This is a genomic window from Anaerostipes sp. AF04-45 (genome assembly GCF_003461725.1).
GTDB classification, from domain to species: Bacteria; Bacillota; Clostridia; order Lachnospirales; family Lachnospiraceae; genus Anaerostipes; species Anaerostipes caccae.
Window position 1 is genome coordinate 79,784 of record NZ_QTXQ01000008.1, and the last position, 26,962, is coordinate 106,745.

The 26,962-nt window shown below is 46.2% G+C and carries 24 protein-coding genes, 1 riboswitch and 1 other annotated feature; of the genes, 4 read left to right on the plus strand and 20 right to left on the minus strand.

What is annotated here, in order from left to right:
• Positions 1–16 precede the first annotated feature (16 nt).
• The 15 genes from DWV34_RS12705 to DWV34_RS12770 form a co-directional block, all read right to left on the minus strand.
• Positions 17–1,558 carry a fibronectin type III domain-containing protein gene (locus tag DWV34_RS12705; RefSeq protein ID WP_022260857.1) on the minus strand — a complete coding sequence of 514 codons (1,542 nt, stop codon included), beginning with the start codon at positions 1,556–1,558 and terminating at the stop codon, positions 17–19.
• Positions 1,559–1,628: 70 nt separating this feature from the next.
• Entirely contained in the window at positions 1,629–2,516 is an 888-nt protein-coding gene (gene hslO / locus DWV34_RS12710; protein ID WP_009288754.1) for an Hsp33 family molecular chaperone HslO, read from the minus strand.
• The gene (locus tag DWV34_RS12715; protein WP_009288755.1) at positions 2,513–3,277 is read right to left on the minus strand and encodes a class I SAM-dependent DNA methyltransferase; all 765 of its coding nucleotides are present in this window, start codon (positions 3,275–3,277) and stop codon (positions 2,513–2,515) included. The genes hslO and DWV34_RS12715 overlap by 4 nt, the downstream gene beginning before the upstream one ends.
• Positions 3,278–3,290: 13 nt before the next feature.
• On the minus strand, positions 3,291–4,853 hold the full coding sequence (gene cls / locus DWV34_RS12720; RefSeq protein ID WP_009288756.1) for a cardiolipin synthase: 1,563 nt from the start codon (positions 4,851–4,853) through the stop codon (positions 3,291–3,293).
• Positions 4,854–4,967: 114 nt separating this feature from the next.
• Positions 4,968–5,741: an HAD hydrolase family protein gene (locus DWV34_RS12725; RefSeq protein WP_006568860.1), complete on the minus strand. Its 774-nt coding sequence runs from the start codon at positions 5,739–5,741 to the stop codon at positions 4,968–4,970.
• Between the two features lie 48 nt (positions 5,742–5,789).
• Positions 5,790–6,368 (minus strand): thiamine phosphate synthase, encoded by a 579-nt coding sequence (locus DWV34_RS12730; RefSeq protein WP_006568859.1) that lies wholly within the window; start codon positions 6,366–6,368, stop codon positions 5,790–5,792.
• A 14-nt stretch (positions 6,369–6,382) separates the two neighbouring features.
• Complete coding sequence (thiH, locus tag DWV34_RS12735) at positions 6,383–7,480, minus strand: 2-iminoacetate synthase ThiH (protein WP_009288757.1); 1,098 nt, start codon at positions 7,478–7,480, stop codon at positions 6,383–6,385.
• 4 nt (positions 7,481–7,484) lie between these two features.
• Complete coding sequence (locus tag DWV34_RS12740) at positions 7,485–8,252, minus strand: thiazole synthase (RefSeq protein WP_006568857.1); 768 nt, start codon at positions 8,250–8,252, stop codon at positions 7,485–7,487.
• 2 nt (positions 8,253–8,254) lie between these two features.
• Positions 8,255–8,887 carry a sulfur carrier protein ThiS adenylyltransferase ThiF gene (thiF, locus tag DWV34_RS12745; protein WP_022260859.1) on the minus strand — a complete coding sequence of 211 codons (633 nt, stop codon included), beginning with the start codon at positions 8,885–8,887 and terminating at the stop codon, positions 8,255–8,257.
• Between the two features lies 1 nt (position 8,888).
• The gene (thiS, locus tag DWV34_RS12750) at positions 8,889–9,089 is read right to left on the minus strand and encodes a sulfur carrier protein ThiS (protein ID WP_039930089.1); all 201 of its coding nucleotides are present in this window, start codon (positions 9,087–9,089) and stop codon (positions 8,889–8,891) included.
• Positions 9,090–9,722: 633 nt separating this feature from the next.
• Positions 9,723–11,000 carry an amidohydrolase family protein gene (locus DWV34_RS12755; protein WP_009288760.1) on the minus strand — a complete coding sequence of 426 codons (1,278 nt, stop codon included), beginning with the start codon at positions 10,998–11,000 and terminating at the stop codon, positions 9,723–9,725.
• A gap of 53 nt (positions 11,001–11,053) precedes the next feature.
• Positions 11,054–11,152, minus strand: a riboswitch (purine riboswitch).
• 57 nt (positions 11,153–11,209) lie between these two features.
• The gene (locus DWV34_RS12760) at positions 11,210–11,416 is read right to left on the minus strand and encodes a small, acid-soluble spore protein, alpha/beta type (protein ID WP_009288761.1); all 207 of its coding nucleotides are present in this window, start codon (positions 11,414–11,416) and stop codon (positions 11,210–11,212) included.
• 64 nt (positions 11,417–11,480) lie between these two features.
• Positions 11,481–11,651 (minus strand): hypothetical protein, encoded by a 171-nt coding sequence (locus tag DWV34_RS17205; RefSeq protein ID WP_009288762.1) that lies wholly within the window; start codon positions 11,649–11,651, stop codon positions 11,481–11,483.
• A 121-nt stretch (positions 11,652–11,772) separates the two neighbouring features.
• Positions 11,773–15,333 (minus strand): helicase-exonuclease AddAB subunit AddA, encoded by a 3,561-nt coding sequence (gene addA, locus DWV34_RS12765; protein ID WP_118476417.1) that lies wholly within the window; start codon positions 15,331–15,333, stop codon positions 11,773–11,775.
• Positions 15,320–18,673 carry a PD-(D/E)XK nuclease family protein gene (locus DWV34_RS12770; RefSeq protein WP_118476419.1) on the minus strand — a complete coding sequence of 1,118 codons (3,354 nt, stop codon included), beginning with the start codon at positions 18,671–18,673 and terminating at the stop codon, positions 15,320–15,322. Before DWV34_RS12770 ends, addA begins: the two co-directional genes overlap by 14 nt.
• A 148-nt stretch (positions 18,674–18,821) precedes the next feature.
• Between DWV34_RS12770 and DWV34_RS12775 the strand changes: the two genes are divergently transcribed.
• Entirely contained in the window at positions 18,822–19,253 is a 432-nt protein-coding gene (locus DWV34_RS12775; protein ID WP_006568847.1) for a hypothetical protein, read from the plus strand.
• Positions 19,254–19,343: 90 nt separating this feature from the next.
• Here the strand turns inward: DWV34_RS12775 and fic are convergent, their stop codons facing one another.
• The 3 genes from fic to DWV34_RS12790 all read right to left on the minus strand — a co-directional run bounded on the left by fic (position 19,344) and on the right by DWV34_RS12790 (position 20,666).
• Positions 19,344–19,949, minus strand: coding sequence for a protein adenylyltransferase Fic (gene fic / locus DWV34_RS12780; RefSeq protein WP_054335296.1), 606 nt, complete (start codon positions 19,947–19,949; stop codon positions 19,344–19,346).
• 73 nt (positions 19,950–20,022) lie between these two features.
• Positions 20,023–20,385: a hypothetical protein gene (locus tag DWV34_RS12785; protein ID WP_054335295.1), complete on the minus strand. Its 363-nt coding sequence runs from the start codon at positions 20,383–20,385 to the stop codon at positions 20,023–20,025.
• A 50-nt stretch (positions 20,386–20,435) separates the two neighbouring features.
• Positions 20,436–20,666, minus strand: coding sequence for a helix-turn-helix domain-containing protein (locus DWV34_RS12790; RefSeq protein ID WP_009288768.1), 231 nt, complete (start codon positions 20,664–20,666; stop codon positions 20,436–20,438).
• A 182-nt stretch (positions 20,667–20,848) separates the two neighbouring features.
• Between DWV34_RS12790 and DWV34_RS12795 the strand changes: the two genes are divergently transcribed.
• Together DWV34_RS12795 and DWV34_RS12800 are read left to right on the plus strand one after the other, a co-directional pair.
• Positions 20,849–21,145 carry a helix-turn-helix domain-containing protein gene (locus DWV34_RS12795; protein WP_006568843.1) on the plus strand — a complete coding sequence of 99 codons (297 nt, stop codon included), beginning with the start codon at positions 20,849–20,851 and terminating at the stop codon, positions 21,143–21,145.
• Positions 21,146–21,178: 33 nt separating this feature from the next.
• Positions 21,179–21,428: a binding site (T-box leader), on the plus strand.
• Positions 21,429–21,521: 93 nt separating this feature from the next.
• Entirely contained in the window at positions 21,522–23,177 is a 1,656-nt protein-coding gene (locus tag DWV34_RS12800) for a 2-isopropylmalate synthase (protein WP_022260860.1), read from the plus strand.
• Between the two features lie 70 nt (positions 23,178–23,247).
• Here DWV34_RS12800 and DWV34_RS12805 read toward each other — a convergent pair whose 3' ends face one another.
• Both DWV34_RS12805 and DWV34_RS12810 read right to left on the minus strand, forming a co-directional pair.
• Positions 23,248–23,889, minus strand: coding sequence for a YigZ family protein (locus tag DWV34_RS12805; RefSeq protein ID WP_006568840.1), 642 nt, complete (start codon positions 23,887–23,889; stop codon positions 23,248–23,250).
• Positions 23,873–24,169 (minus strand): DUF6514 family protein, encoded by a 297-nt coding sequence (locus tag DWV34_RS12810; RefSeq protein ID WP_006568839.1) that lies wholly within the window; start codon positions 24,167–24,169, stop codon positions 23,873–23,875. The genes DWV34_RS12805 and DWV34_RS12810 overlap by 17 nt, the downstream gene beginning before the upstream one ends.
• Before the next feature lie 133 nt (positions 24,170–24,302).
• Here DWV34_RS12810 and DWV34_RS12815 point away from each other — a divergent pair, with 133 nt between their 5' ends.
• Positions 24,303–26,849, plus strand: coding sequence for a transglycosylase domain-containing protein (locus DWV34_RS12815; protein WP_118476421.1), 2,547 nt, complete (start codon positions 24,303–24,305; stop codon positions 26,847–26,849).
• Positions 26,850–26,962: the final 113 nt, after the last annotated feature.

Consider the following 26,962-nt stretch of genomic DNA (forward strand, 5'->3'; position numbering starts at 1 on the left):
GTCACCCGTCCTGTTTTTATTTTATCTTTACTTTCTTTGCCTTGGAATAGCTTCCAAAATATTTTTTGCCGTTGATCGTCTTATAAGCTCTCACCTTTACGTAGTAAGTCTTTTTTCTCTTCAGTTTCTTGCTTTTATAAGACACTTTTTTGCCGCTGGTATACTGTTTGACTCTCTTGTACTTTCCTTTTTTCCCGGTTCTTATGTAAATTCTGTATCCGCTGGCCCCGGAAATCTTTTTATATTTAATCTTCAGCCGCCGTCCGCTTCTTTTTACCGTAACTCTCGGTTTCGCCGGCCTTGTCCCGGATTTTAACGACGCAGAGTATGATCCGTAGTATCTGTCACCGAACACATCGCTGTACGCCCGCACTTTATAATAATAAGTCTTACCGGATTTCAGTTTCTTATTTGTGTATGAGGCTGTTTTTGAAGAAAGCTGTTTTAAGTACTTATAACCGGAGTTTTTCTTTGTGGAACGGTAAATCCTGTATCCGGACACGCCGTTTAATTTGTTCCATGAAACTTTGATGGAGGATGTCTTGCTGGAAGACATCTTTGTCTTGATTGTTCCCAAAGGTTTCAGGGATACATTATAAGACAGAGGTATCGTTGAGATCTGTCCCCCTTCGATACAGCCGCCGTGAGAGTCAAGAGTCACTCCCGGCACCGGGTTTCCATTGGCATCGTACGCATCATTATATACGATCAGAAGTTCTGACAGCATGAATGCGATGCGCTTATTTTTAATATCAAAGCTGCCTGTCGTGGCAGCATCCGCAAAGTCCCTTTTTAAATTACTTTTCGCTGTTAAATTCAGAGTGTTGGTTCCTCCGACTTTATTGCCCGAACTTGAACCGTAATATTCATATTTGCCGTTAGAAAACGTGAAATAGCCGTTCGGATCAAGAGTAAATTTGAGTACAGGGGCTGTTCCTGCATTTTTGTATGTCACCCTTAATGTTTTTTTGCTCTGGCAGTAATCAATGGTCCCTATGCTCTTTACTGTTCCGAATCCAAAAAAATAAGCATACTCTCCGCTCCACTGGGATACTGAAATGTCGTGTTCATCCCGGTATCCGGCTGTATCATAGGAAAACGGAATTCTTTTGACGACATCGTTGCCTTCTTTTATCAAAATTGCAGTCCTGTTAAGACAAGGTTCTGTCTTCTTATCTGCAAAATTTATTTTAAGACTCACTGTGCTTTGTGCCCTCAGTTGTTTTGAAGAGAGCACAAGATCTATATCGTTTGTGCAGCTGTCCTCCTCCAATACTGCTCTGAGATCTGTATAATTCTGATTCCCTGAATTTTCAAGAACCATCACTTTATCTGACGGCATCACAATGGTCTGGTCCAGATTTCTTCCCTTTGAAGAAAGTGCATAGCATTCTTCCTCATTGGGAGCTTCCCCTGCTTTATACTTTTCACCGCTATAACTTTTTACAGTAATTTTTTCATCCAGATTTGGATAGGTCTCTGCCGCCTTTACCTCGCTGATCTGCGGTATGATGAAACACGCTGTCAGCAGTACTGTGATCAGTCTTTTAATCTTCATCTTTCACCCTCCTTTCCTCATATAATATCATTTTCCGGCAAAAAAAGCCACGGTCTCCCATGGCTTTTCTTTATCTTCCCGCTTCGGTTTTTTCTGCCATCTGTTTCAGCTCATCCACACTAAATGTGTAATGTGTATTGCAGAAATGACAGTTTACTTCTATATCTTTACCGTCTTTGATCATATCATTAATCTCATCTTTTCCCACGCTGATAACCGCTTTTTCCACCCGCTCCTTGGAACAGTTACAGGAAAACTTTGTCGGCACAGTCTCATAAAACTTGACTCCGAACTCACCCAGCAGTTCATTCATCATGTCTTCCGGAGTTTTCCCCTCCTCCAGATGCGATGTGACAGACTCAAATTCTGCAATCTTTTTCTCTAGAGCAGAGATCACTTCCTCAGACGCATACGGCATCATCTGAATAATAAAGCCCCCGGCATGCCGGACGGTGTTATCCTTATTCATTAAAACGCCAAGCGCCACAGAAGTCGGTATCTGCTCACTCGCGGCAAAGTAGTAGGTCAGGTCCTCTGCGATCTCCCCTGATACAAGATGGGTCTGTCCAGAATACGGTTCTTTCATGCCGATATCTTTTATAACCGTCAGCACCCCTAAGTCCAGGGCTTTTCCTACATCGAGCTTTCCTTCTTTGCTCGGCGGCAGCATCACATCCGGATGTACCGCATATCCCTTTACATTTGCTTTTGAATCAGCAGTCACCGTAAGACCTCCGATAGGACCGCTGCACTTGATTTGAAGTGTGATCAGATCCTGTTCATTCTTGCACATGCTCCCCATCATAGCCCCGGCGGTCAGAAGGCGGCCCAGGGCAGCCGTGGCCACCGGGCTTGTATTATGCCTCTGTCTGGCCTCCTCCACAACATCTTTCGTATAGGCAGCGAAAAAACGCACCTGATCGTCTGCCGCCGTACCTCTTACAATATAATCTTTCATTTGTCCACCTCATGATTTATCGTTGAAATAAAATACAGCCGTTCACTCTCTGTCTCCGGCTCTTTTAAAGTATCTGCATCCACGACTTCCCGGATCTCAAACCCGGCCAGGCGCAGTGCCTCCTTTATCTCTTCTGTCTCATATGCCCTCTGAAAATGCACTTCCTCAAACTTCTGATAAAGCCCCGACTCCATCCGGATAAACAGTGTCAGGTCATATTCATTGATGCCGTCTTCCTGATCATAGAAATTCTGCCAGATAAAACTGCACTCCTCCCGGTCTTCCGCGAATGTATTTTCAGCAAGCAGTGTTTCATATTTATAAAGCGTATTCATGTCAAACAAAAAGACCCCGTCTTCTTTAAGGTTCTCCCGCACACGCACAAATACCTGTATCAGATCTTCCGGCTCTAATATATAATTGAGGCTGTCACAGGTCGATATGACTGCATCCGCAGGATGCAGAAGAGCCAGTTCCCTCATATCCTGACAGATATAGAAAATTTCAGAATTCCCGGAACCGGCAGCAATCTCAAGCATTTCCGGAGAAATGTCCATCCCGGTCATCCGGTACCCAAAACCATCCAGCAGATTCGTCATCCTGCCGGTGCCGCAGCCCAGGTCCAGGACATCTGCTCCGTCCTTAACTTTGTATTTTCTCAGATACTGCCTGATATTTTCTCCCCACAGTCTGTAAGGGGTCTGATCCATAAATTCATCATAAACCTGCGCAAAACTCTGATAACTTGCAAACTCATCCATTTTTTCCCACTCCTTACAGAAGCGGTGCCAGGACACGGAGCACACTCTGCATCAGCCGCTTCACCATATTGCCCTGACAGTGTTCTTTTGTGATCAGCTCACACTGCTTAAACGTCTTCAGCATATCGATCTTGACTTCCGTCACCGCCAGGCAGTGATACATAAAGACTCCATTTTCAAAATGCAGGTAAAGACTCCGGTAATCCATATTAATAGTTCCTACGGTAGCAATGACGTCATCGCTGACAAAACATTTTGCATGAATGAATCCGGGCGTATACTGATACACTTTTACCCCTGCTTCCACCAGCTGTGCATAGTATGACTGTGTCAGCAAAAAGACAGTCGGTTTATCCGGAATTCCCGGTGTGACAATCCGCACATCGACTCCTCTTTTGGACGCCAGACAGAGCGCTGTCATCATTTCATTATCAATGATCAGATACGGCGTATAGATATATACGTAATCTGTGGCCGCATTGATAATATTGAGATACACATTCTCCCCGACTGTCTCTGTATCCAGGGGATTATCCGCGTAAGGCTGGATAAAGCCGTCGTCGACAAACCGTCCCTCATGGTGGCCGTGGGGCACAAACATGCCGTAGCCCTCATCGGTCTTCCGGATCGCATTCCAGACCTGGAGAAACATCACAGTAAAGTTCCACACCGCATCTCCGATGACCTTGAGTCCCGCATCTTTCCAATAACCGAAGCGTTCCTTCCGGTTGATATACTCATCTGCCAGATTAAGCCCTCCGGTATATGCCGTATGTCCGTCTATGACCACTACTTTGCGGTGGTCCCTGTTGTTCCATGCAGTGGACACCAGAGGAATGATCGGATTAAATGCCACACAGGAAATGCCGCAGCGTTCCAGTTCTTTATAATACTTGTATGGGAGCAGATCAACACATCCCACATCATCGTACATAAATCGGACTTCCACACCGTCGTCCACCCGTTCTTTGAGGATCTCTAAGATCGTATTCCACATATATCCTTCTTCTACAATGAAGAATTCCATGAAAATATAATACTTTGCTTTTTTCAGGTCTTCGATCATCTCTTCAAACATGGCCTCGCCGGACGGGTAATACTTCGCCGAGGAATTCTGATAGATCGGATACCCTCCGGACGTATCGATATATTTTGCCTGTGCCGCCGCCTGGGGACTCCTCTGTCTTAAGTTGTTCATGACACTCTCGCTCTGGGACAGCAGAAAATCTGTCTCACCCAGAGACCGTTCCAGCTCCAGCCTCAGCTTCTTTGCCGGTTTTTTATTGCCCAGAGTAAGGTATAGAAGACCGCCGAAAATCGGGAAGATCAGAATCGGAATGGTCCACGCCAGCTTATAGGCCGGGTTCTCTTCTTTATTCACGATATATATCACCACTGCAACACTGACCAGCTGAAGTCCCCATTCAATGAACTTAGAATGTTCTCCGATCACCTGGGCCAGCCAGATCAGCCATGCTATCTGGAGCACAATAACGACGCCTACAATCACAAGGCGTCTCAGCAGGACCTTCAGTATCTTCGATATGCCCTTTTTCATTACTTTTAAAATTCTCATAACTCCTCCTGCTGTTCAATAGATCCTTAAAAAATGAAAAGAAGACCAGAAAATTCTGGTCTTACTATTCTATAATGATTTAAGGAATCGTGTCAAGAAGGCTTCTTATCCTTTTTAAATCCAGCCAAAGTGCTCACATGCCTTTTTAATCCCGTCATTTACATTGGTGTCCGTCACATAGTCTGCCTTATCTTTCAGATCCTGGCAGCCGTTCCCCATAGCGATGGAAAACCACTCAGGGCTGAACATATCCAGATCGTTATAATCATCTCCGAACACGACTACATCTTCAAGAGGTCCGTTTAAGTGTTCCATCATTTTTATGATGCCCTCTCTTTTATTGTCCGGCTGGAACATCAGGTATTCCGGCTCAAACCGCAGATGTCCGATGAGATCTTTTGTTGTCAGACGTTCTTCCTCTTCTTTCGGAATTGCTACGTATATTTTATAGAAATCTTCGACCTTATGTATATCCAGAGTATCATCGATAATATAGCGGGTGGGCTCTTTTCTCTTGCCCACCTGTCTTAAAAACAGATCATCGGTCATATAGACATCCTTCGTATCGTCTACAGCGATGCACCATCCGTATCCGAGTTTCTCTGTCTCCTCAATGATTTTAATGCATCCTTCTCTGTCCAGAGGAATATTCTCCACAAACTCATTGTCAATGACAAATCCGTTTCCTCCATTGCAGACCATATTCTTAAAACCGTTGGCCTTTATAAACAGATCCGCTTTATAATGTGCCCTTCCTGTTGCGATTGCCACAAAATGTCCGTTTTCCTCCAGCTTTTCCAGTGCCTCCAGTGCGCTTGGAACTACCTGGTTGGTAGAGCGGTCGGTCAGTGTTCCGTCGATGTCAAAAAAGCAGTATTTCTTTTTCATAAGTACCCTCCATCTTGATATATTTCTATTTCAAGTATGCCCCAGCACTCATGGCTTGTCAATAATTTTAGGAGACTTCATGAAACCTGACATCATACACCCTCCGGCGGCTCCTGTATCTAAAACATCCCCTATATTATACGGAGTGATCCCGCCGATGGCATAGACCGGAATAGACACGGATTGTACCGTTTCTCTCAAAAACTCAAGCCCCCTTGGCGGAACACCCTTTTTGCAGTCCGTCTGAAATATATGTCCGGCAATTACAAACTCTGCGCCCATCCGTTCTGCCTCCACTGCCTCTCCCGGGGCATGAATGGAAGTACTTACATGAATATGCTGATCAATCTTACCTGCATTCTCCCGAAATACAGGGTACGGCAGATGGATCCTGTCTGCTCCCAGGCCGCGGGCCGCATGAAAGTACTTGTGGAGAGTCAGCGAAGCCCCTGTTTTCCTGCATATTTCCATACACCGGGCTGCCAGTTCCCCGTACTCTTCTTCCGAAAGATCTTTTTCCCGCAGGATGATCGTCTTTAACCCCTGTCCCGCGAGAGTCTGCACCGTCTTTAAAAACTCACCGCCGCATTGTTTCCGGTCTGTGACGGCGATCCACTCCTGATTCATGTCAGCCTCCGTTTCTAGACTCTCACATAGTCTGTATAGATACCCTGCATGCCTCTTCGGTCAAGCATATTTACGACTTCATCCACACTTCTCGGATCTGAGATCACAAACTGGGCGTCTCCCTTTTCCTCTTCTTCGTGGCCTCCGACCCCTGTGCTGACCCCGGCAGAAATTTTCGTCGCTGCCATGCCGACCACATGGTCGCGGAATCCGGCCCGTTCTCTCGTAGAAATCGTAATCCCCGCAAACGGCATGAAGATGCGGTGTGCCAGCATCACTTGCAAAAGCTGCCTCTCATGGACGTCTTTTGCATCGTTGGTTTCATTGTTCTTATATGGTCTGAGCCGGGGCACAGAGAAGGAGACTTCCGCCCGGGGATATTTTTTCTGGAGAAGGGACGCATGGATTCCGGAGGCGAATGCATCTTTTCTAAAATCATCAAGCCCCAGCAGGGCTCCGCATCCCACTCCCCTCATACCGCCTTTTAACGCTCTTTCCTGGGCATTCAGGCGATAAGAAAATACTTTTTTCGGACCGCTTAAGTGAACCTCACCATAGGTCTTCGTATTATATGTCTCCTGATAGACGCTGACAAAATCTGCACCTTTTTCGTGGATATATGCGTATTCATCCACGTCCATCGGATAGACTTCAATACCAATGGTGGAAAAATATTTCTTTGCCAGCTCTACGGCTTCTCCGATATACTCTACTCCTGACGCCTTTTTAGATTCCCCTGTGAGAATCAGAATTTCTTTCAGCCCTGTCTTTGCGATAGCCTTGTATTCCCGCTCAATCTCCTCCATCGTAAGCTTCGCCCGGTGGATTTTATTCGTGCAGTTAAATCCGCAGTATACGCAGTGATTGACACAATAATTCGCGATATAAAGGGGCGTGAAAAGACAGACAGTATTCCCGAAATGCTTCATTGTCTCCTTTTTTGCTCTCCTGGCCATAGGCTCCAGAAACTCCATGGCAGCCGGAGAGAGCAGTGCCTTGTAGTCCTCAGCACTCACTGTATCCTTTGAAAGGGCTGTGAGCACATCGTCTTTTGTGTAAAGATTGTAATCATATCCATCATACGCCTTTAATACTTCTTCTAATATCTCCATCGGCCTAGTCCTCCAAAAATCCTGTCAGCGGAGATGATGCATCTCCTCCCTGATAAAGAACACGTCCCAGCCCCGCAAGGTATGCCTTTCTTCCGGCATCCACTGCCATTTTAAAAGCCTTTGCCATGGATACGACATCTTTTGCTGTTGCCACCGCCGTGTTTGCCAGGACCGCATCGGCTCCCATCTCCATTGCCGCACAGGCCTCGGACGGCTTCCCGATTCCAGCATCCACGATGACCGGAAGATCGATATCGTCAATCAGCATCTGGATAAATTCCTTCGTCAGGAGTCCTTTGTTGCTTCCGATCGGTGCTGCCAGAGGCATGACCGCGGCGGCTCCTGCATTTTCCAGGTCTCTTGCCGTATTCAAGTCAGGAGTTACATACGGAAGAACCGTGAACCCCTCGTCTGCAAGAATCTCCGTGGCTTTGATAGTCTCTGCGTTGTCAGGCATCAGATACTTGGTGTCCCGTATCACTTCGATCTTGATAAAATCACCGCAGCCAACTTCTCTTGCAAGCCTTGCAATGCGCACAGCCTCCCGGGCATTTCTTGCCCCGGAGGTATTTGGAAGCAGTGTCACCGTATCCGGTATGTACTCTAAAATATTGCTGGAACCTGCCTCCTTTGCCCTCCTGAGCGCCATGGTAACGATCTGGGCATCAGCCGCATTTACAGCCTCGGCTGTCTTTTCCAGACTGAACTTTCCGGTTCCAAGCAGAAACCTTGATGTAAATTCCTTTGTTCCGATTTTTAATGTGTCACTCATCTTTATACCTCTTCTTCTCCTAAAATCAGCCGTACTGCCATATTCGCCACATGTCCCGCACAGATGGATACTCTGGCCGCGGTCAGGGATTCTTCGTCGGATATCCCGTGTGTCCCGTCTCCGCACACATAAAGCCGTTTCATTTTCTTTGCCGTTTTTATCTGATTCGAGCTGTAAGCCCCGGCCATCCCGCTGCCGGAAATAACGGTATTGCCAGGCAGCTGAGACAATATACTGTTGACCAGGTCTGCTTTCGCCTCCGGCGAGTCAAATGCTTCGCAGATAATCGGATATGTCCGAAACAGCTCTGCCGCATTTTCCTGTGTAACCCTTCCGTCAAAGAATTCAAGTTCAATCCACGGGTTAACCTGGCGGATCAGTTCACTCATGGCTTCCGTCTTTTTCATTCCGATCTGGGAAATGGTGTATGCCTGCCGGTTTAGATTGGATGGATCTACCCGGTCAAAATCTGCCAGAAACAGCTTACTGATCCCCGTTCTTGCAAGCATCAGGGCTATATTGGAGCCAAGACCCCCAAGACCCGCAACGGCCACGGTTCCTTCCCTGAGCCTTTCCCTCACTTCCGGCGTCTGACGTCCGGCCAGTTCCTGTTCAAATCGTTCTCTCGTCAGCATCTCATCCACCGCCTACGAAACTGACAATCTCCAGTGTATCCGCCTCTGTCAGCATAATTGTCTCATACTCGGCCTTTGGCGCGATCTCTCCGTTTCTTTCCACCGCAATGTGCTCAAGCCTGTAACCCTCTTTCAGAAGATATTGCTTCAGAGTGGTCCTGCCGGCTTCAAGGCATCTTTCTTTTCCATTGACACGCATCATAACTCTCCTTTCGTTTCCCGGAGCTACAAACGAAAAAAAGATGAAGCGTAAGCTCCATCTCTGTGTTCTATCGATTGAAAACTCCCTACGCTAGTGCTAACTAACAGGTTCCATGAATCTTCGGGTTATACCCTCTTCTCAGCCGATAACATCGGTTCTCCAGTTTTACTTGTTTATGAAATTATATGACAGACATTCCTTCTCTGTCTTACGAAAAACTATTATAATCCTGAAACGTAAAAAATTCAAGTATCTTTTTGGTTATTCGCGGTCCCCTCTATGTCGTTTGCGCTTTTTTAACCCACGCCGGGACTCAATATGCTATAAGTAATACATCAGAACATTTGCTTTTGTTTCAACCTACATGGCAGAAGTTAAATAGATAAAAACGCTTTTTCATTAGATCCAGAATGAATATAGTATCATAAATTCGTTAATGATTGTCCCCCAATGGTTAATAAATATTGCTATAAAAATCTGCGAAATCCTTAGTTCAAAAATAATTTAGTATATCTGATAGATAAAGTTGAATCTCCTCCATCTTTATTGGAAAAGCAAATGTAATGATAATTGAGTCATCCTCCAGGGACTTCCTCTTAATCGGTCCCTGGAGGATGACTTTTTTCTGTCGGATCATAAGCGCTCAAATATCTTCCTTCCGCCCACATATTTCGCTGTGATCTCTTCTGTTCCGCTTAAATACATGGCTCTTTCCATCCGCTGGTCCATCTGAAGATTGAGTGCTGTTCCCAGAGAAGCATCATTTAAGACGACAGCGTCAAACTCATATCCCTCCTCGAAACTTCCAACCTGCCCGAAAAAGCTTCCGCCTCCCTTGGTCCCAAGATAAAACGCTTCCGGGGCAGACAGCGGTTTTTTCTCTTTATCCAGATATCTCCAGTACATTTTTGATACCTGTACTGCATCTGTCATCACCCGCAGCATCGAAAGGCTGGCACCCCCGGCCATATCGGTCCCAAGACCCACATGAAGCCCTTCCTCCATCATAGTTCTCACCGGAGCGATCCCTGAGGAAAGATTCAGATTGGATTGGGGACAATGGGCCGCATAGACACCTCTTACTTTCATCAGTGCCCTCTCCTTTTTTCCGGAGTACACACAGTGAGCCATAACCGTCTTTCCTGTGCCGCCGAAAAGCCCGAAACGGTCATAGGCATCTCCATAGTTTTCAGACCATGGAGCCAGTTCTTTCACCCACTCCACCTCTTCCGGGTTTTCTGACAGATGAGACTGCACATACAGGCCGGTCTCTCTCTGGAATTCCCCAAGCTGCTCCATCAGTTCATCGGAGCAGGAAGGCAGGAACCGCGGCGTCAGGATCGGCCTCATCATCGTCCTGTCTTTCACAGTCTCATACCACTTTCTGGTCTCCTCGGCGGATGTCCGGGCATCCTCTTCCCTGTAATCATCGGGACAGTTCCGGTCCATGCATACCTTTCCCGCAAACCCGCAGATCCCTGCTTTCTCAAGCAGATCCATCAGCAAAACCGCAGCCTCCCTGTGAATCGTCGCAAACACATTGACTCTGGATGTTGCACTCCTTCTCAGATCTTCTGTAAATATCTCATAGGCTTTTTTGGCATATTCAAGGTCACCGTATTTTGATTCTTCCGGAAATGTATAAGTTTCCAGCCAGGGAAGCAGTTCCATGTCCATTCCGATCCCCCGGAAGGAATATTGGGGCGCATGGATGTGAAGATCACACAGTCCCGGAAAAATAAGCTTTCCGCTGTAATCCTCCACTCTGATCCCCGAAAATCGTTCAGGTAGTTCTCTCCATATTCCCTTCACCTTTCCGTCCCCGCAGACCAGATAAGAGTCTTCGTGGCACCGGAACTTACCAGGTTCAGGCGTATAAATAATATCTCCTTTTAAGGCAAAATTTTTCATCGGTCTATCCTCCTGATCTGATGAACGCAAAAAAAGTTATTCCCCATTTAGAATATAAAAAGGGAATAACTTATAGTCCGGCTTTCGGAAGCCTGGTAGAAACTCCCGGGCCGTTATCCCGGGAATATATAAGTCTTTTGTATCTTTCTCACAGAGTCATCTTATCAAAGTAGTTTCCAGCTGTCAATCTCCGTGTTCAGGACAACGGTTTAATCTTCTGCTTCCTGTGTTTTCTGTCTCTTTCTCTTGGTCATCAGGCCGCCGATCCTTCCGGTCTCGCTGGCAGAAAGAGCTTTCCAGCCCTCCTCCTTTACTTTGTCAGCCAGTCCAAGTTCCACAGCGATCTCGTACTTTAACCGCTCATCTTCTGTCATCTCTTCAAATGACTTTTCTATAAAATCTTTTTCTTTGGACATCATGTACTCCTTTCTCTTATCCCCCGGCTTTTGCCGGTCCTATATAGGATAACCAAAGAAAGGCCTAGTCATTCATCTGTTCTATGACAATATGTCCTGTTTCATTCTCACTTACTTTAATCTTATCTTTCACTTTTGAGATGTTTGATGTGCCTGCCAGCAGAGTTGCGGCCAGGGCAAATGTTAAACTCTTCTTCATCAATTCTTCTACTGAAAGCGTTGCTTTCTCTGACATGGTCATCACTCCTTTGCTTCATGTCTGATTCGTTCTTTGCTTTCCATGTTTTTATGATAGCAGAAAAATGTGATTTCCCTATGCCCAGTTTCTTAAAATTATCTGACGGGATGTTAAATAATTATAAACTGATGGCTTTCCTGAGAGGAATGGAGTAAATGTAACATTCTTTTACCTTTTTTTGCTCCATCTGTTCCAGCGCTTTTTTGTAGTACTGAAGCTGTGCCCTGTATCTTTCTGCAAGAATCTCCTCTTCCCCGGGACCTATTCGGTCTGTCTTATAATCCACCAGGACAAGTTCCCCTTCTTCTTTAAAATACAGGTCGATGATCCCCTGGACCACCACATAATCACGGCTTTTCGCCTCCGGTTCCATCTCACTGAACTTTACTCCCATGACAAACTGAGCTTCCTTGTACTGTTCTTTTCGTCCTGCAGCTTTCTTGATCCGCAGTCCCAGATCGGAGTTAAGAAAAGCCAGGATATCTTCCCGGGGAATCAGTTTTTCCATCCCTTCCTCAATCTTTCCTTCACTGCTCCACCGACTGATTTGTTCTTCCAAAAGTTCCGGTGTATAGTCCAGAGAAAAATCCATAAGTTCCAGTACTTTGTGCACTGCGGTACCTCTGGAGGCCGGAGAAGCTTCTTTTTTCTCCTTCAAAAACTTTGGATACAGCCGCTCTTTCTGCGGTTCCGGCTTGTATGACTCCTCAGGTTCTGCCGCCTGAGACATTCTTTTGATCTCAGAAACAGAATACTTCAGCCTGCCGTCCCTTTCTTTGTCATACGGATACCGGTACGCAAAGGCCTCCCGCATGCCCTGCGCCTCTTCTGATCCTGCCATGGATTCCAGCTCATCCGTTAATAACCCCCTGTCTCTGTAAGATGTGAAAACTTCTTCTGCGCTTGAAAGCGCCACATCCTCCTCTGAGAGAAAATGGATTTCAAAAGGACTCTCCTCCATATTTCCGGCAGCCATGAGAAGCCACTCCAGATAAGACCTGGCGCTCAGCAGATCCACATAGGAGACCGGCCCTTTGCCGCCGGGCTGATGGCGGCTTCCCTGTACTCCCGTCATGATAAGTTTTTCTTTTGCCCTTGTGAGTGCCACATACAAAACGCGCAGTTCTTCTCCAAGCGAATCCTTCACCAGCTGTCTTGAAATCATGCCTTTCATGATGGTCGGCTCTTTCGTTCTCTGCCTGATGTTCACAAGATCCGGTCCTATAAAATAATCCGGATGAAACAAAAGGCTGCCCCCCGTGTCCCGTAAATTAAATTTCTTGTGTGTTTTGGCAAGGAATACAATCGGATATTCCAGTCCCTTGCTCTTATGGATACTCGTGATCGTAACCAGGTTTTCATTTCCGCCCAGTGTATTGGCCTCACCGAAATCCATTTGATATTCTCTGCACTGTTCCATATAGCGGATAAAATGAAATACCCCTTTGTAGCGGCTGGCCTCATAGGTCTTCGCCTGCTCTGCCAGCATCAGAAGATTTCCCTGGCGTTTGGCGCCCTGAGGCATAGCCCCGACATAGTGATAATACCCCGTAAGGTCAAATGCCAGCCAGAGCAGCTCGCGGAGGGACAGGAAGGTTTTCGCCTCCCTGAGCCTTTTCAGCACCGAAAGTGCAGTGTCCGCCTTCTCATCTTTCCCTGCTGCCTCGGTGAGGCAGTCATACATGTACTTTTTCTTTCCGCCAAGTTTCAGTTTCGCCAAATCCTCCCCCGTCATGCCGATCATGGGAGACCGGAGAAACGCAGCCATCTCGATGTCCGCATACAGATTATCCACTACAGTCAGAAGGCTCAGCACAGTGCGCACTTCCACCGTATCAAAGTACCCGCTCTGGCTGCTTGATATGGCCGGGATGCCGGCGTCCATTAACACCTCCTGAATCTTCTCTGCATTTCCTTTCACAGACCTCAGGAGAATAACAATATCTCTGTATTCAGCCTTCCGGTAAACTTCACTGCCTTCCTCATCATAATCCAGCACCATCTGAGGTTCAGGCCCGTCCACCATCTTTTTGATCCGGTCTGCGATCATCCTGGCCTCCAGCACATCTTTGTCCTCCTCAGATGCATCGTTCCAATCTCTGCTGACCAGCAGAAGTTCCGCATTACCGCCTGCACCACCCGACTCCTCATAAGGAAAACTTGGCACCAGAGCCACATCCTCTGTATATTCGATATTCCCAAGGGATGCGTGCATGATCTGATAAAAAATATCGTTGACCGTAAAAAGCACTTCCCTGCGGCTCCTGAAATTATTTCTCAGTTCAATGAGTTTTGAGTTTTTCCCATCCTTTTTAAATCCGTGATATTTCTCTATGAACAGCTCCGGTCTCGCGAGGCGGAAGCTGTAAATGCTCTGTTTGACATCCCCCACCATAAAAATATTGTGTTCACCAAGGCTTTGTCCGGACACACTCCTTAAAATTGCATCCTGGAGAAAGTTGCTGTCCTGATACTCGTCAATATAGATCTCATGGAAATATTCTGCTTTTTCTTTCGCGATCCCACTGACGATTGGAGTTCCGTCCTCCGAAAAGCCCGAGGTTAAAAGTTCCAGTGCCAGATGTTCCAGGTCACTGAAATCTAAAAGGTTGTCCAGCTTTTTGCGCTCCATGAAGCGGTGATAAAACTTTTCTGTCAGTCCGATAAAGCCTTCCATAGGCTGCCGTACCCTGCGGATCTGCCGGATGATCTCACTTTCCGGCTTATAAAAATAGCTGCTTCTGATAGAATCGATCAGGTCATAAGCCTTTTTTCTCAAATCCTTGCAGTACTCCTGAAGGTCTTTGTCAATGATATCGTCCTTTTTCTTTCTTCCTTTCAGGCGCGGTTTTGTAAAGGATAAAAACAGCTCTCCGAAATCCTTATATGACTCTGCACTCCGGATCTCTTCCATGGTTTCCAGATCTGCCGTGAGAGTCGGAAGGTAAAAATACGGTCCCCCGGTCTCGGATGCCGCTTCTTTTGCCTTCTTCATCATGGCACAGGCGGATTCCGCCACCGCCTTCGCATCTTTCAGGATTTCCTTCATCCAGACTGCCCGGTGAAGTTCTTCCTTCGTACGGATCTGAAATCCCTGTCTTGCCTGTGAAAGCCAGAGAAGCGGATCGATATGACTTCTGGAACTCTCATAGAGCCCCAAGACATAGTCTCTGATCCGGTCATCGTTTTTCCCCGGAATATAGCTTTCGATAAATTCCACGAAAGCATCGCTCTGTTCGGCGTATGCCTCCTCCAGCACATCATCCAGCACTTCCAGCTTCATAAGGTCCATCTGTCCCTGGTCTCCAATCGCAAAATTTGGGTCCAGATCGAGCTTGTAGTAGTAATCTCTGATGAGATTGAGACAAAAGCTGTGGATCGTCGTAATCTGAGCCTTGTGAATCAGAGAGAGCTGACGGATCAGATGTTCATTTTCCGGATCTTCCTCCACCTTCTTTTCTATGGCTCTGCGGATCCTCTCCTTCATTTCATTGGCCGCAGCGTGGGTATAGGTCACCACCAGCAGACGGTCCACATCCACCGGTTCCTCTTTTGACGATATCTTTTCGATGATCCGTTCCACAAGCACAGCCGTCTTTCCAGAGCCTGCCGCGGCAGACACCAAAAGGCTGCAGCCTCTCTCCTCTATGACCTGCTGCTGTTCTTTAGTCCAAGGCATCGTCTTCCCCCTTTCCCTCTGCTAATAACTCCTTTGCCTCAGCAAGGCCGATCTTCTCAAGTTTTCTGGATTTCATCAGTTTTGGCTCATACGCACAAATACTTTTGAATGCACAGTAATCGCACGGCATTGACTGATATTCATACGGACTTATAGAAATATCTCCGTCCATCATAGCCTCTCCGAGCTGCTTCATTTTTTCTTCCACCTTCCGGCCCAGATTCTTAAATTCATTCGTGGAGAGCAGCGCAGATCCTTTTTTGTATCCCGTTTTTGTCCTTGTGACCGGAAGGGTTACGATTCCGTACTCATCCTCCTGCTCCAGATGCTCCACGAGTCCGAAATCCTCATTCACAACTCCCCTGAGCTGAAGATTTTTGAGAACTTCTATCTCAGGCTCCCCGTCTGTTTTCGGTGCTATGACCGGATCGTCCACGTGAAAATAAAACATGCCTGCCGGGACCATCCGCTTTTCGGGGTACTTTTTCCCTTCCAGTTCTAAAATGGCATTCATATAAACGACCAGCTGTACCTGCAGTCCATTTAAAATTTTTGTAAAGTCAAACTGCATATTTCCGGATTTATAATCGATGATCTTTAAATATAGATTCTCCTCATCCTCATAGCAGTCCACCCGGTCGATCACCCCGGTAAACTTCATCTTCGTGCCGTCCTTCAGGGAAAGGTTTGCACAGGAGAGACCGTCGTCCGCAGAAAATCCCAGTTCATATTCATACGGAGTGAATTCTCCTCTTTTTATCTGCTGCTCCACAGCCCAGACGGCCCGTTTTGCCATCCTCCTGATCCGCTCCTTTGTATATTGATTCCGGCTGCTGCTCTCAAAAATCTCCTTTTTATCCGGATCTTCATCCAAGGCACGCTCTACCATGGAATCCACAAACCGATCCCGTTCCCTGTCATCTTCCCAGTCCCAGCTTCCTTCCTGCCCGACAAACTGCAGAGTCCGGTGAAATACCTGTCCCATATCCATAGGCAGGATCTCATGTACCAGCCGTTCCCGAAGCCGCAGTCCGTACTGAAGAAAATGGGCAAAGGCGCAGCCTGAGAACTTTTCTACGCGGGTCACGCTGTTTTCCAGTTCCTTACCGTAGAGAAGTGTTGTCAGATGCCTGTCCAGGTTCTTTTCCTCATTGCTGTAGAAATATGCATCCAGATACGGTGAAACCAGCTTTCGTTCATTTAAGACTTCATATAATGCGGCCATCTCCTGATCCGGCTTTTCCTCGCCGAGTTCCTGAAGTTTTTCAACAAACCGTTCTCTTGCCTCGCTGACGGAATAAACTGGTGTCTCTTGCAAATCGAGGTCTTTTTTCAGCCCGGGAAACAGCTTTTCAATTCTTCCAATCAGATATGAAGGAGCTTTGCTTTCCCCGGAGGAATCCATAGAAGCATAAGTCAGATACAGCTTTTCATCCGGCTTTGACATGGCCAGATACAAATAGTACTGCTCCATGTACGCCTGATTTGCCGCCCCGGGTGCAAGGGAAATTCCGGCTTTTAAAAGTTCTTCTCTCTGAGAGTCCGTCACGAGGCCTCCGCCTTTCGACGGCTTCGGCACTACTCCCTCATTGATGCCGGCAAAAAACAGAACCTTAACCCCTTCCACTCTCGTCCGCTCGATATCTCCGACGATCACCTGATCCAGTCCCGGCGGAATCACGCCCACCGTCATCTCTGAGAGCCCGGTCTCCAGGACCGCGCAAAATTCATCAAAAGAAAGCTCTTCTTCTCCGAGAATCTCCGCCATCTGGTCCATGATGTTTAAAACTTCCCCATAGATCTGATCATAGGTTTTGGCCATAGCCAGATCCCCGGCCGCTTCAAATTCCTCTTTTTTCCTCTCCATCTGTCCCTGGATATCCAGAGTGAGAAAGAACCCGTGAAGGTGCGTAAGTCTCTCTAAAACAGTGATTCCCCGCTTCCTGATCCCTTCCTTGAACGGACCGGTCTCTTTCATAAATGTTTCCCTGGATTGGTTGATCTGTTTCATCTCTTCCTTTGTAAACGCCCGGCTTTTAAAAGGCCTGTTCCACCGGGCATATCCCCGGATGCCGGAAGCGATCACAAAGTTTTCAAGGAGATCGGTCTCCTCTGGTTCAAGGGCAGAAAATCCTGATTTTAAATACCGGAATACCATCTCATAAGAAAAATCCATCTGGATCATTTTCAGCGCAGAAAGAATCGTCTCCACGCATGGATTATTCCTGAGTGCCCTGTTCCCGTCAATAAAGCAGGGAATGCCGGAATCCTCAAAACATTTTTCAAGTTCCGGCTGATACGTTTCCATGTCACCGGTCAGCACGACCAGATCTTTGTACCGGTATCCTTCCTTCCTGACCAGATGTTCAATACAGCCCAGTATGTACCGGCTCTCCTCCTTTGGATTCTTAAGACAGCAGACTCTGATGTCCTTTGTCTTACCCCTGTACACATGAAAAGGATACCGAAACAGGTTCTGCTCCAGATGGCGCAGTTCTTTTGATCCCGCAGCATTCGGGTGCAGAATCACATCCGGCAGTATGGGGACTCCCTGTCTTACCGCCATCTCTTTTAATTGAGAAATCTCTTTTTTGGGCATGGCAAACAGCTCATAATCCCTGTACGGCCCTCCGACACGTTTCTCATCGATGGTAAACGCCGCCACAATTTTTTTTGCATACGGCAGCAGTTTCTTGAGTACTTTATTTTGTATGGGTGTAAATCCGGTAAACCCGTCAATATAGATCGTGGCACCTTTGAGTTTTTCGGATTCCGTGATCTTTTGAGCCAGTACGTCCAGCAGCTGTTCCGATACCAGATAGCGGTCTTTCATATAGTCCTCAAACTTCTCCAGGACCAGGACGATGTCTTTCATCTTCAGCGTCAGGCTGTCCGTGTTCTCAAAAGATTTCACGGCCTCCTTAAGCTTTTCCAGAGACACATCATACTGGTAGGTTTCCGCAAAGAAAGACTTCATCTCATCGATAAAGCCCTGCTTTTCCATGCCTGAACCGAACACGAGAAGATCCTTTCGGCACTCCCCCATGACCTTTCTTATGACCATGGATTTTCCCTCGTCATTGAGCAGTTCTTTGGGAATATAGGAAAGCTCCTCAAACACTCTGTAAGAAAGGCGGTAGAATCCAACCACGTCGATGTTCATAGTCCCGTGATTCGGATGCCTGGTGATCAGCTCCCTCTGCGCATTCAGCGTCGACTGGTCCGGGACGAGAAAAAAGAAGTTTTCATCCCGATTCTCCATAGACTCTTTTATCATCTGCTGATATATATAATCCGTTTTTCCTGTGCGGCCTGCGCCCAGGACACACTGTAATGCCATCGGCTTCCTCCTGTCATGTTATTTTCATTTTCGGCTTCTATTATACATGAAAACCGCCGCCCGCTCTACATGGAAAAATTTTTTCCGTACAGTTCTATTCTGCCTGTCCGGACCATATACTATAATAGAATCTTTTTAGGAGGACCCTATGTCAGCAAAAACGAAAATCGTCGTATTTAAGGCGAAAGAACTAATCTACACCGGCATCTTTGTCTTGCTTGGAATCTTGCTTATCCTGCTTTTGATTTTTATGTTTGCTCCGTCCAAGGAACATAAGAAAAGCACGGAGACTATGGAGTACATAGAAGGGGTATATTCCTCTCCTCTCACACTGGGAGAAAATGAGCTGGAAGTGGAAGTCACTGTTAAGGACAACAAAGTCAATCATGTTGCTTTAAAGCATTTAGATAAAAGTGTAAAAACCATGTACCCTCTGATTGAACCGGCCCTGGGTGAGATCAACAAACAGCTTCCAAAAGTAAAATCTGTGGATGACATCCAGTTTGATGATGAAAGTCAGTATACCAACACCATCTTAAAACAGTCCATCAAGAATGCCCTGAAGCAGGCACAGAAATAAAAATTTTTATTTTAGAAAAGAAAAAGACACAGCTGCCAGAGTCTCAAAAACTCTCTTGGCTGTGTCTTTTTTGTGACGGATCTCTTTGATTTACAGTTCTTCGGCTTTAAAAGTTGTATATCCCTCATAGTAGTAGCTGTAATCAATGCCCTTCATATAGACTTCACGACTGTTAATATCGTTTGTCAATGCCGGTCTGAGAATGTGTTTAATCTCTATATCCCTCACAGGGCTGCGCTCCATAGCAAGTAAATAGTCTTCTTTATCCACCTGACTCCAGTCAACGACCTTATGAAGCTCATTTTTAAGTATCAAATCAAGCCAGATACGAGTACTGCGCCCATTGCCTTCTCTGAAAGGATGAGCAATATTCATCTCTACATACTTTTCTACAATCTCTTCAAAGGTAGACTGCGGCATTTTATCAATATTCTCAAGAGCAGTTTCTAAATACATAAGCGGAGCAAAACGAAAATTTCCTTTTGCAAGATTTACCTTGCGGATCTCACCGGCAAAATCGTAAACATCCTCAAAAAGATATTTGTGAATTGCTTTCAGCGAAGAAAATTTTCCTGCTTCCAACTGATCAAGCAGACCGGTTTCAAATAACGCAACAGCTTTTTTCTTGCTGATTCTTTCTTCTTCACGGGCAAGGTCAGCAGAATTATCAATTCCTAATTTATTCTCAAGTGCCATGCTGCACCTCCAACATTTAATGACTTTTTCTACTTCATTATATCACTTCCCTAAAAAGAAACAACTCAGTCCGTCAGCCCTTTAAATATTGGCCCTTTTCCATCCAGTGTTCCACTCCCTCAGCAAGGTCAAATACAATGAGCCCCTCTTCCCCCGCTTCTGACGCCTCATGAAGGTCCTCCCCGGAGCCCAGGCGGATCTCCCCGATCCGGACAGATGCCGCAAAAAGGCCGCTGCAGTCAAGCAGCTGAGCCTCTTGTCCGGCCACATGCTGTCCTTTTACAAAGGATACGGACATCACAAGCCGGCCGTTTTCTTTATAGATTCCCTCCACATAGGCCAGACTCTCTGCCTCTTCATGAAGCCGGCAGACTCTCTCTTTCCCTTCCTCATATTCTCTGGTTGTATGAACTTTAAATCTGTCCAGAAATCCCATCTCAGTCTCCTGTCTTTTTTAAGTTGATTATAATACAACCAGGAAAAAACTCAACGCCCGATTTGATTTATTTCAAGAAATTCTTCAAACTCTTCCATATTGCCTCCCAGCTCCTGAATCAGCGGGACGATAAATGCAAGCCCGGTCTTTCTCCCATGCAGAGCTTCTGAGATCCTCGGATAGGCAATCCCCATTCTCTCCGCAAGCTTCCTCTGTGTCAATTCCTGACGGATCATCTCAATCTTTACCCATTTTTCAAATTCCTTATACGACTTTATCATTAGCCTCTCCTTTCCCTCATCCGACTGTAAGAAACTTACATAAATTATATCTCTATACGTAGAGATAGTCAAGAAAATGGTACAATTTTCCACAGTATTTTCGTTACAACTTCGTTTACACTAAATTTCATCTATGCTACAATAAACGAGTAAATTTGTTACACGCCAGAGAGGGAAAATGCATGAAGTTTGCAGAAAATTTAAATGAATATCTGGACAGCCATGATATTTCCAATTATCGTATCTATAAAGACACAGGCCTGTCTGACAGTCTGATCGGATACTGGAGAAAAGGTCAGAAGCAGCCGACTCTGGAGAATCTGGTCATTCTATGTGATTATCTGAACGTTTCGATCGATTACCTTGTCGGCAACATCTCTGCCAGAGAAGAAAAACTGCTCCACTATTACCGCTGCCTGTCCCCGGAAAAGAAGGACGAAGCAGATACCTATATGAATAATTCTGCCATTGACACATAGAATGAAGTGTGATAGATTATCATTATTAATAATCCAAATGCTTTGATGAGGAATAGTAGGATATAGAAGGCATTCAGAGAGCCGCTGGCTGGTGAAAAGCGGCTGCCCGGTATATGTGAACTCGCCTCTGAGCAGCGTGCTGAACAGCCAGTAGGCATCGCCGGTTCCAACCGTTATATTGGGAAGATATCAGTTGTTTCAACTCGTATCGGTAGTGAGTGCACGCGGTTATGGCGTGAATTAGAGTGGTACCACGGAGTGTCTATGACCCTTCGTCTCTATCCAGAAATGGACGGAGACGAAGGTTTTTTTTCGCCGTATTGCACGAGTGCAGTCTGTTTTTTATTCTCAATTAATGAAAGGAGATTTAATATCTATGAATTCAGAAAAATATAAACGCCAATACTTTATGCCTCCTGAAGAGTGTCTTGACTGGGCCAGAAAAGAGTACATAACAAAAGCTCCGGACTGGTGCAGCGTGGATCTTCGGGATGGAAACCAGGCGCTGATCATCCCGATGAGCCTGGATGAAAAAGTAGAGTTTTTCAAATACCTGGTAAAGGTGGGATTCAAGGAGATCGAGGTAGGATTCCCCGCCGCATCCGAGACAGAATACACGTTCCTGCGCACTCTGATCGAACAGGACCTGATTCCTGATGACGTCACAATCCAGGTGCTGACACAGGCAAGGGAGCATATTATCAAACGTACTTTTGAAGCTTTAAAAGGGGCGAAGCGTGCCATCGTTCATGTATATAATTCTACTTCTCTCGCCCAGAGGGAACAAGTTTTCAAAAAGTCCAAAGAAGAGATTTTAAAGATTGCCACGGACGGCGCCAAACTCCTGAAAAAGCTGGCAGACGAGACAGAAGGGAATTTCCAGTTCGAATACTCTCCGGAGAGTTTCACCGGAACCGAAGTGGAATATGCGCTGGAAGTGTGCAATGCGGTCCTGGACATCTGGAAGCCGTCTCCGGACTGGAAAGTCATCATCAATCTTCCGGTCACCGTTCAGCTCTCCATGCCGCACGTGTACGCAAGCCAGATCGAATATATGAGCAAACACATGAAATACCGTGACAGTGTCGTACTGTCCATTCACCCTCACAATGACCGCGGATGCGGTGTGGCGGATACGGAACTGGCCCTTCTGGCAGGAGCAGACCGGGTGGAGGGAACGCTGTTTGGAAATGGCGAGAGAACCGGAAATGTGGATATTGTAACTGTCGCTCTCAATATGTATTCTCACGGAGTGGACCCTAACCTTGACTTTTCCAACCTTCCGGAGCTCACAAAAAATTATGAGCGCCTGACCCGCATGAATGTCTATGAACGCCAGCCCTATTCCGGGAAACTGGTATTCGCGGCATTCTCAGGCTCTCATCAGGACGCCATCGCCAAAGGAATGCACTGGATTGACGACCGCCATCCGGATTACTGGTCTGTTCCTTATCTTCCGATCGACCCGAAAGATATCGGCAGGGAATATGAAAGCGATGTGATCCGAATCAACAGCCAGTCAGGAAAAGGCGGTATCGGCTATGTGCTGGAAGAAAACTTTGGTTTCCATATTCCGGGCAAGATGAGAGAGGATGTAGGCTATACGGTCAAAGACGTATCCGACAAGCAGCACAGGGAACTGGTTCCGAAAGATATTCTGGATGTATTTAAGACCGTGTATGTTAACATATCATCCCCGATCGCTTTAAAAGAATGTCACTTTATCCAGAAAGACGGAGGCATTGAGGCCGAAATCTCACTTGAAAAATCTGGTGTGGATAAACTTTACCACGGAAGGGGTAACGGACGTCTGGATGCGGTGAGCAACGCGCTTCAGCGTCACAGTGATCTGGATTACTCCATCGTAAGTTACCAGGAACACGCGCTCACTGTCGGATCGAATTCAAAGGCCTGCTCCTATGTAGCCATTCAAAAGCCAAACGGCACAGTGGTGTGGGGCGCAGGAATTCATGAGGATATCATCACAGCTTCCGTTCTGGCATTAATCAGCGCTGTAAACAGAATACAATAAATATTGAGCCGCGGGCAGACACCCGCGGCTCTTTTTCATCTCTGTTCATTGGCCACAATGATTGATTGTTTTAAAGTTTCTTTTTATCTGACACCGTATATTCGGTGCCCGCGTCCTGTATCTCTGCAGTACCGCCTGACAGGTCAATAATCTTCTTCTCAATCTGTCCGCATCTCGCTTCCGGTACCAAGTACTCCAAAGTTACTTTCTCTGTGTAATCCGTTTTTATGATAGGAATGTCTTCGGTCTCAAGAAAATACTGAATCTTTCCTGCTGCAGAATAATCACAGCCTGTCCTGAATCTGCGCCCAAGACCCATGGTCACGATTCCTGCATCCTCCACTGCTTCCTGGGCAGCCTTCGTATATGCCCTCACGAGTCCCCCGGTGCCGAGCAGTGTACCTCCAAAATAACGGGTTACAACGATGACAATATTCAGAAGCTGACTGCCTGTGATTACTTCCAGAATCGGTTTTCCCGCCGTGCCGCTGGGCTCACCGTCGTCATTGGCTCTCTCAAGAGGTCTCTCAATGCCTGCACAAAATGCGCTGCAGTGATGCCTGGCGTCCCTGTATCTGCGCTTTTCATCCTCTATCACCGCCAGCGCCTCTTCCTCCGTGGAAACCGGCACCGCAATCCCGATGAATCTTGACTTTTTTTCTGTCACCAAAGACTGTCCTGTTTTCCGGATCGTTTCATAGTATTCCTTCAATTTTCTCCTCCAACTCCATCACCGCATCCAAACTCTCAAAAAAAGAAATCGGTGTCACTTCATATTTGATCAGCAGCCGAATGAAATGTTCTGCTTCCTGTCTGTTCAAAAAGGCCTCTCTTACCTCTTCTGTCTCAAGAACTTCCGGCTCTCCGGTCGTTCTCTCCAGTGCGGCGCCGTAGCTTCCTCTGGCAGAATCATTCAGCATATAATAGGATACTACAAATCCGCCCCCATTTCCATCTTTCAAATAATTCGTTCCTAATTTCTCCTTCTTCATCTTTTGTTCCTCCTCTTTTGTAAAAAATCTATAACTCTCCTCAAACGTGATTTCAATAAAATACCCTTCATGCGGGCGCGTTATTTACTTGTTATTTCTTATTTGTTATAATGCTAAACATAGGAGGTCTTACATGAACTTTAACAAGCAAAAATCAAAGCAAAAAAAGGATACCCTTTCTTCACCGAAATTACGGCGCAGTTCGCACCTTACGCTTTTTTTCTATAAATATGCACTGGTTGTCATCATCGCACTGATCGTCACGGCCGCCGGTCTGTCCATAGGTTTCATCCGCGGAATTTTAAACAACACCCCGGATGTCTCTCTGGATTCGATCCACTCCAAAGGTTTTATCACAATGATTTACGATAAAGACGGCAAGGTGACAAGAAAGCTCTCTACCAGTGATTCAAACCGTGTCTATGTATCGCTGGACAAGATCCCGGCAAATCTTCAAAATGCCTTTATCTCCATAGAGGATGTGCGGTTTTATAACCACAATGGTATCGACATGCGGGGCATTGCCAGATCCTTCTTCCTGGGTCTCAAAGAAAAGTCTCTGGATCAGGGCGGGAGTACCATCACCCAGCAGCTTGTAAAAAATAATATCCTGGGAATACAGCCTGAAAAAACTACGATCGAACGCATAGAGCGCAAGATCAAAGAACAGTCTCTGGCTCTGGAATTAGAAAAAATCACTTCAAAACAAAAGATTCTGGAAGAATATTTAAATGCGATCAATCTGGGGGAAGGCACATTAGGAGTGCAGACTGCATCCCAAAAATACTTTAATAAAGATGTATCAGATTTGACTTTGTCAGAGTGCACCGTGCTGGCCGGCATCACAAAGAACCCAACAAGAATGAACCCGATCACACATCCTAACAATAATGCTGCCCGGAGGATGTCGATTCTGAAAATCATGCTGGAAGAACATTATATCACAAAAAGTGAATATTCGGAAGCAGTGAATGATAATGTTTATGAAAGAATTCAAAAGATCAATGCAAGGCAGCAGAAAAACTATACCGCCAACTCTTATTTCGATGATGCACTGATCCTTCAGGTGGTCCATGATCTGAAAGATAAACTTGGATATGATGAGACAAAAGCCTACAATGCCATTTACAGCGGAGGTTTAAAAATATATTCCACACAGGACTCCAAGATCCAAAAGATCGCAGATAAAGTGACCAATGACTCGAAGAACTATCCGGCGGGTACGAAAGTGGCTCTGTCTTATTCGCTGACAGGCACAGACAAAAACGGTAAGGAAGTCAGTTATTCGGAAAACGATGTGCTGAGTTATATGAAAAAGCATAAAATCGGTGCCAGCCTCATATTCGCAGACAAATCATCTGCCGAAAATATGGCCCGCAAATTCTCCAAATCCTTAAAAAAGAATGGGGTCAGTGTGATCAACGAGCAGGTTTCTACAGTGATCCAGCCACAGATTTCCATGACCATCATAGACCAGCGCACCGGACAGGTGGAAGCCCTTGTAGGCGGCCGCGGAGTCAAATCCGAAAATCTGTCTTTAAACCGCGCTACCGGTACAACAAGACAGCCCGGATCAACCTTCAAAGTACTATCCACATTTCTTCCGGCGCTGGATATGAAAAATATGACATTGGCTACCGTTTACGATGATGCTCCGTATGAATATCTCGATACGGGGCGCCCGGTCCGCAATTATTACAGAGGCTACCGCGGTTTTTCTACCATCAGGGAGGCAATCACGAATTCTATGAATATTGTGTCTGCCAAAACCATGGCTGATGTAACACCGGAAGTCGCCTACGAGTATTTACAGAAGCTTGGCTTTACCACCTTAGTCGATAATAAAACTACGGCAGACGGCAAAACCTTTTCCGATGTCAATCAGTCCATGGCTCTGGGCGGCCTGACTTACGGAGTGACCAACCTGGAACTCACAGGCGCTTTTTCTGCAGTGGCCAACGGCGGCACATACCATCGGCCTTCTTTATACACGAAAGTTGTGGATCAGACTGGAAAAGTGCTCTTAAACTCGTCTTCTTCCGGCACTCTCGTTATGAAGGAATCGACTGCTTTCCTTCTCACCGATGCCATGAAGGATGTGGTCAAAAAGGGAACCGGTAAACCCGCTGCACTTTCTTCAGGGATGCCTGCAGCAGGAAAAACCGGTACTACGACCAGCGATTACGACTACTGGTTTTCCGGATATACCCCATATCACACCGCCTCTGTTTGGATGGGATATGACAGGAACACATCATTTTCTTCCGGCAGCCAGCACGAAAAAATCTGGAAACTTGTCATGGACCAGATTGTAAAAGAGAAAAACGAACCGGTGAAAGATTTTTCAAAGCCAAACAATATTGTCCAAGCCCGGATCTGCACAAAGTCAGGAAAACTGGCCGTCAAAGGCATATGTGATCATGATCCCAGAGGCAGCATGATAAAGACAGAGTACTTTGCCCTGGGAACCAAGCCAACCAAGCCCTGTGATATCCATGTGGCCGTAGATATATGCAAAGAATCCGGCTATCCTGCCAACAACGCCTGCCCGGAAAATCAGCTGCTGCGGAAAATCTACATTACACGGCCAAAGGGCAGCAGGGGCATCACAGACGACACGCAATATCAGATCCCTGATCTGTACGTAAAATATATGTGCGGCCTGCATACTCCTGAATAAATAAGTTATCTGAATAAAAATCTGATAAAAAAAGATAAGAGCGTTTCCGACAGCAGAATCTGCCGTCAGAAACGCTCTTTTATATATATAAAAAGTAATCCCGCCGCAATGAC

Bases quoted from the DNA above. Each gene is read 5' to 3' on its own strand.
- DWV34_RS17205 (WP_009288762.1), bottom strand. From the start codon at position 11,651: ATGTCAGAGAAAGCAACGCTTTCAGTAGAAGAATTGATGAAGAAGAGT.
- thiS (WP_039930089.1), bottom strand. From the start codon at position 9,089: ATGATGCGTGTCAATGGAAAAGAAAGATGCCTTGAAGCCGGCAGGACC.
- fic (WP_054335296.1), bottom strand. From the start codon at position 19,949: ATGGCACTTGAGAATAAATTAGGAATTGATAATTCTGCTGACCTTGCC.
- DWV34_RS12790 (WP_009288768.1), bottom strand. From the start codon at position 20,666: ATGATAAAGTCGTATAAGGAATTTGAAAAATGGGTAAAGATTGAGATG.
- DWV34_RS12730 (WP_006568859.1), bottom strand. From the start codon at position 6,368: ATGAATCAGGAGTGGATCGCCGTCACAGACCGGAAACAATGCGGCGGT.
- thiH (WP_009288757.1), bottom strand. From the start codon at position 7,480: ATGGAGATATTAGAAGAAGTATTAAAGGCGTATGATGGATATGATTAC.
- DWV34_RS12715 (WP_009288755.1), bottom strand. From the start codon at position 3,277: ATGGATGAGTTTGCAAGTTATCAGAGTTTTGCGCAGGTTTATGATGAA.
- DWV34_RS12755 (WP_009288760.1), bottom strand. From the start codon at position 11,000: ATGAAAAATTTTGCCTTAAAAGGAGATATTATTTATACGCCTGAACCT.
- DWV34_RS12800 (WP_022260860.1), top strand. From the start codon at position 21,522: ATGAATTCAGAAAAATATAAACGCCAATACTTTATGCCTCCTGAAGAG.
- cls (WP_009288756.1), bottom strand. From the start codon at position 4,853: ATGAGAATTTTAAAAGTAATGAAAAAGGGCATATCGAAGATACTGAAG.
- DWV34_RS12775 (WP_006568847.1), top strand. From the start codon at position 18,822: ATGTCAGCAAAAACGAAAATCGTCGTATTTAAGGCGAAAGAACTAATC.
- DWV34_RS12785 (WP_054335295.1), bottom strand. From the start codon at position 20,385: ATGGGATTTCTGGACAGATTTAAAGTTCATACAACCAGAGAATATGAG.
- addA (WP_118476417.1), bottom strand. From the start codon at position 15,333: ATGCCTTGGACTAAAGAACAGCAGCAGGTCATAGAGGAGAGAGGCTGC.
- DWV34_RS12740 (WP_006568857.1), bottom strand. From the start codon at position 8,252: ATGAGTGACACATTAAAAATCGGAACAAAGGAATTTACATCAAGGTTT.
- DWV34_RS12705 (WP_022260857.1), bottom strand. From the start codon at position 1,558: ATGAAGATTAAAAGACTGATCACAGTACTGCTGACAGCGTGTTTCATC.
- DWV34_RS12795 (WP_006568843.1), top strand. From the start codon at position 20,849: ATGAAGTTTGCAGAAAATTTAAATGAATATCTGGACAGCCATGATATT.
- DWV34_RS12760 (WP_009288761.1), bottom strand. From the start codon at position 11,416: ATGTCCAAAGAAAAAGATTTTATAGAAAAGTCATTTGAAGAGATGACA.
- DWV34_RS12725 (WP_006568860.1), bottom strand. From the start codon at position 5,741: ATGAAAAAGAAATACTGCTTTTTTGACATCGACGGAACACTGACCGAC.
- thiF (WP_022260859.1), bottom strand. From the start codon at position 8,887: ATGCTGACGAGAGAACGATTTGAACAGGAACTGGCCGGACGTCAGACG.
- hslO (WP_009288754.1), bottom strand. From the start codon at position 2,516: ATGAAAGATTATATTGTAAGAGGTACGGCGGCAGACGATCAGGTGCGT.
- DWV34_RS12815 (WP_118476421.1), top strand. From the start codon at position 24,303: ATGAACTTTAACAAGCAAAAATCAAAGCAAAAAAAGGATACCCTTTCT.
- DWV34_RS12770 (WP_118476419.1), bottom strand. From the start codon at position 18,673: ATGGCATTACAGTGTGTCCTGGGCGCAGGCCGCACAGGAAAAACGGAT.
- DWV34_RS12810 (WP_006568839.1), bottom strand. From the start codon at position 24,169: ATGAAGAAGGAGAAATTAGGAACGAATTATTTGAAAGATGGAAATGGG.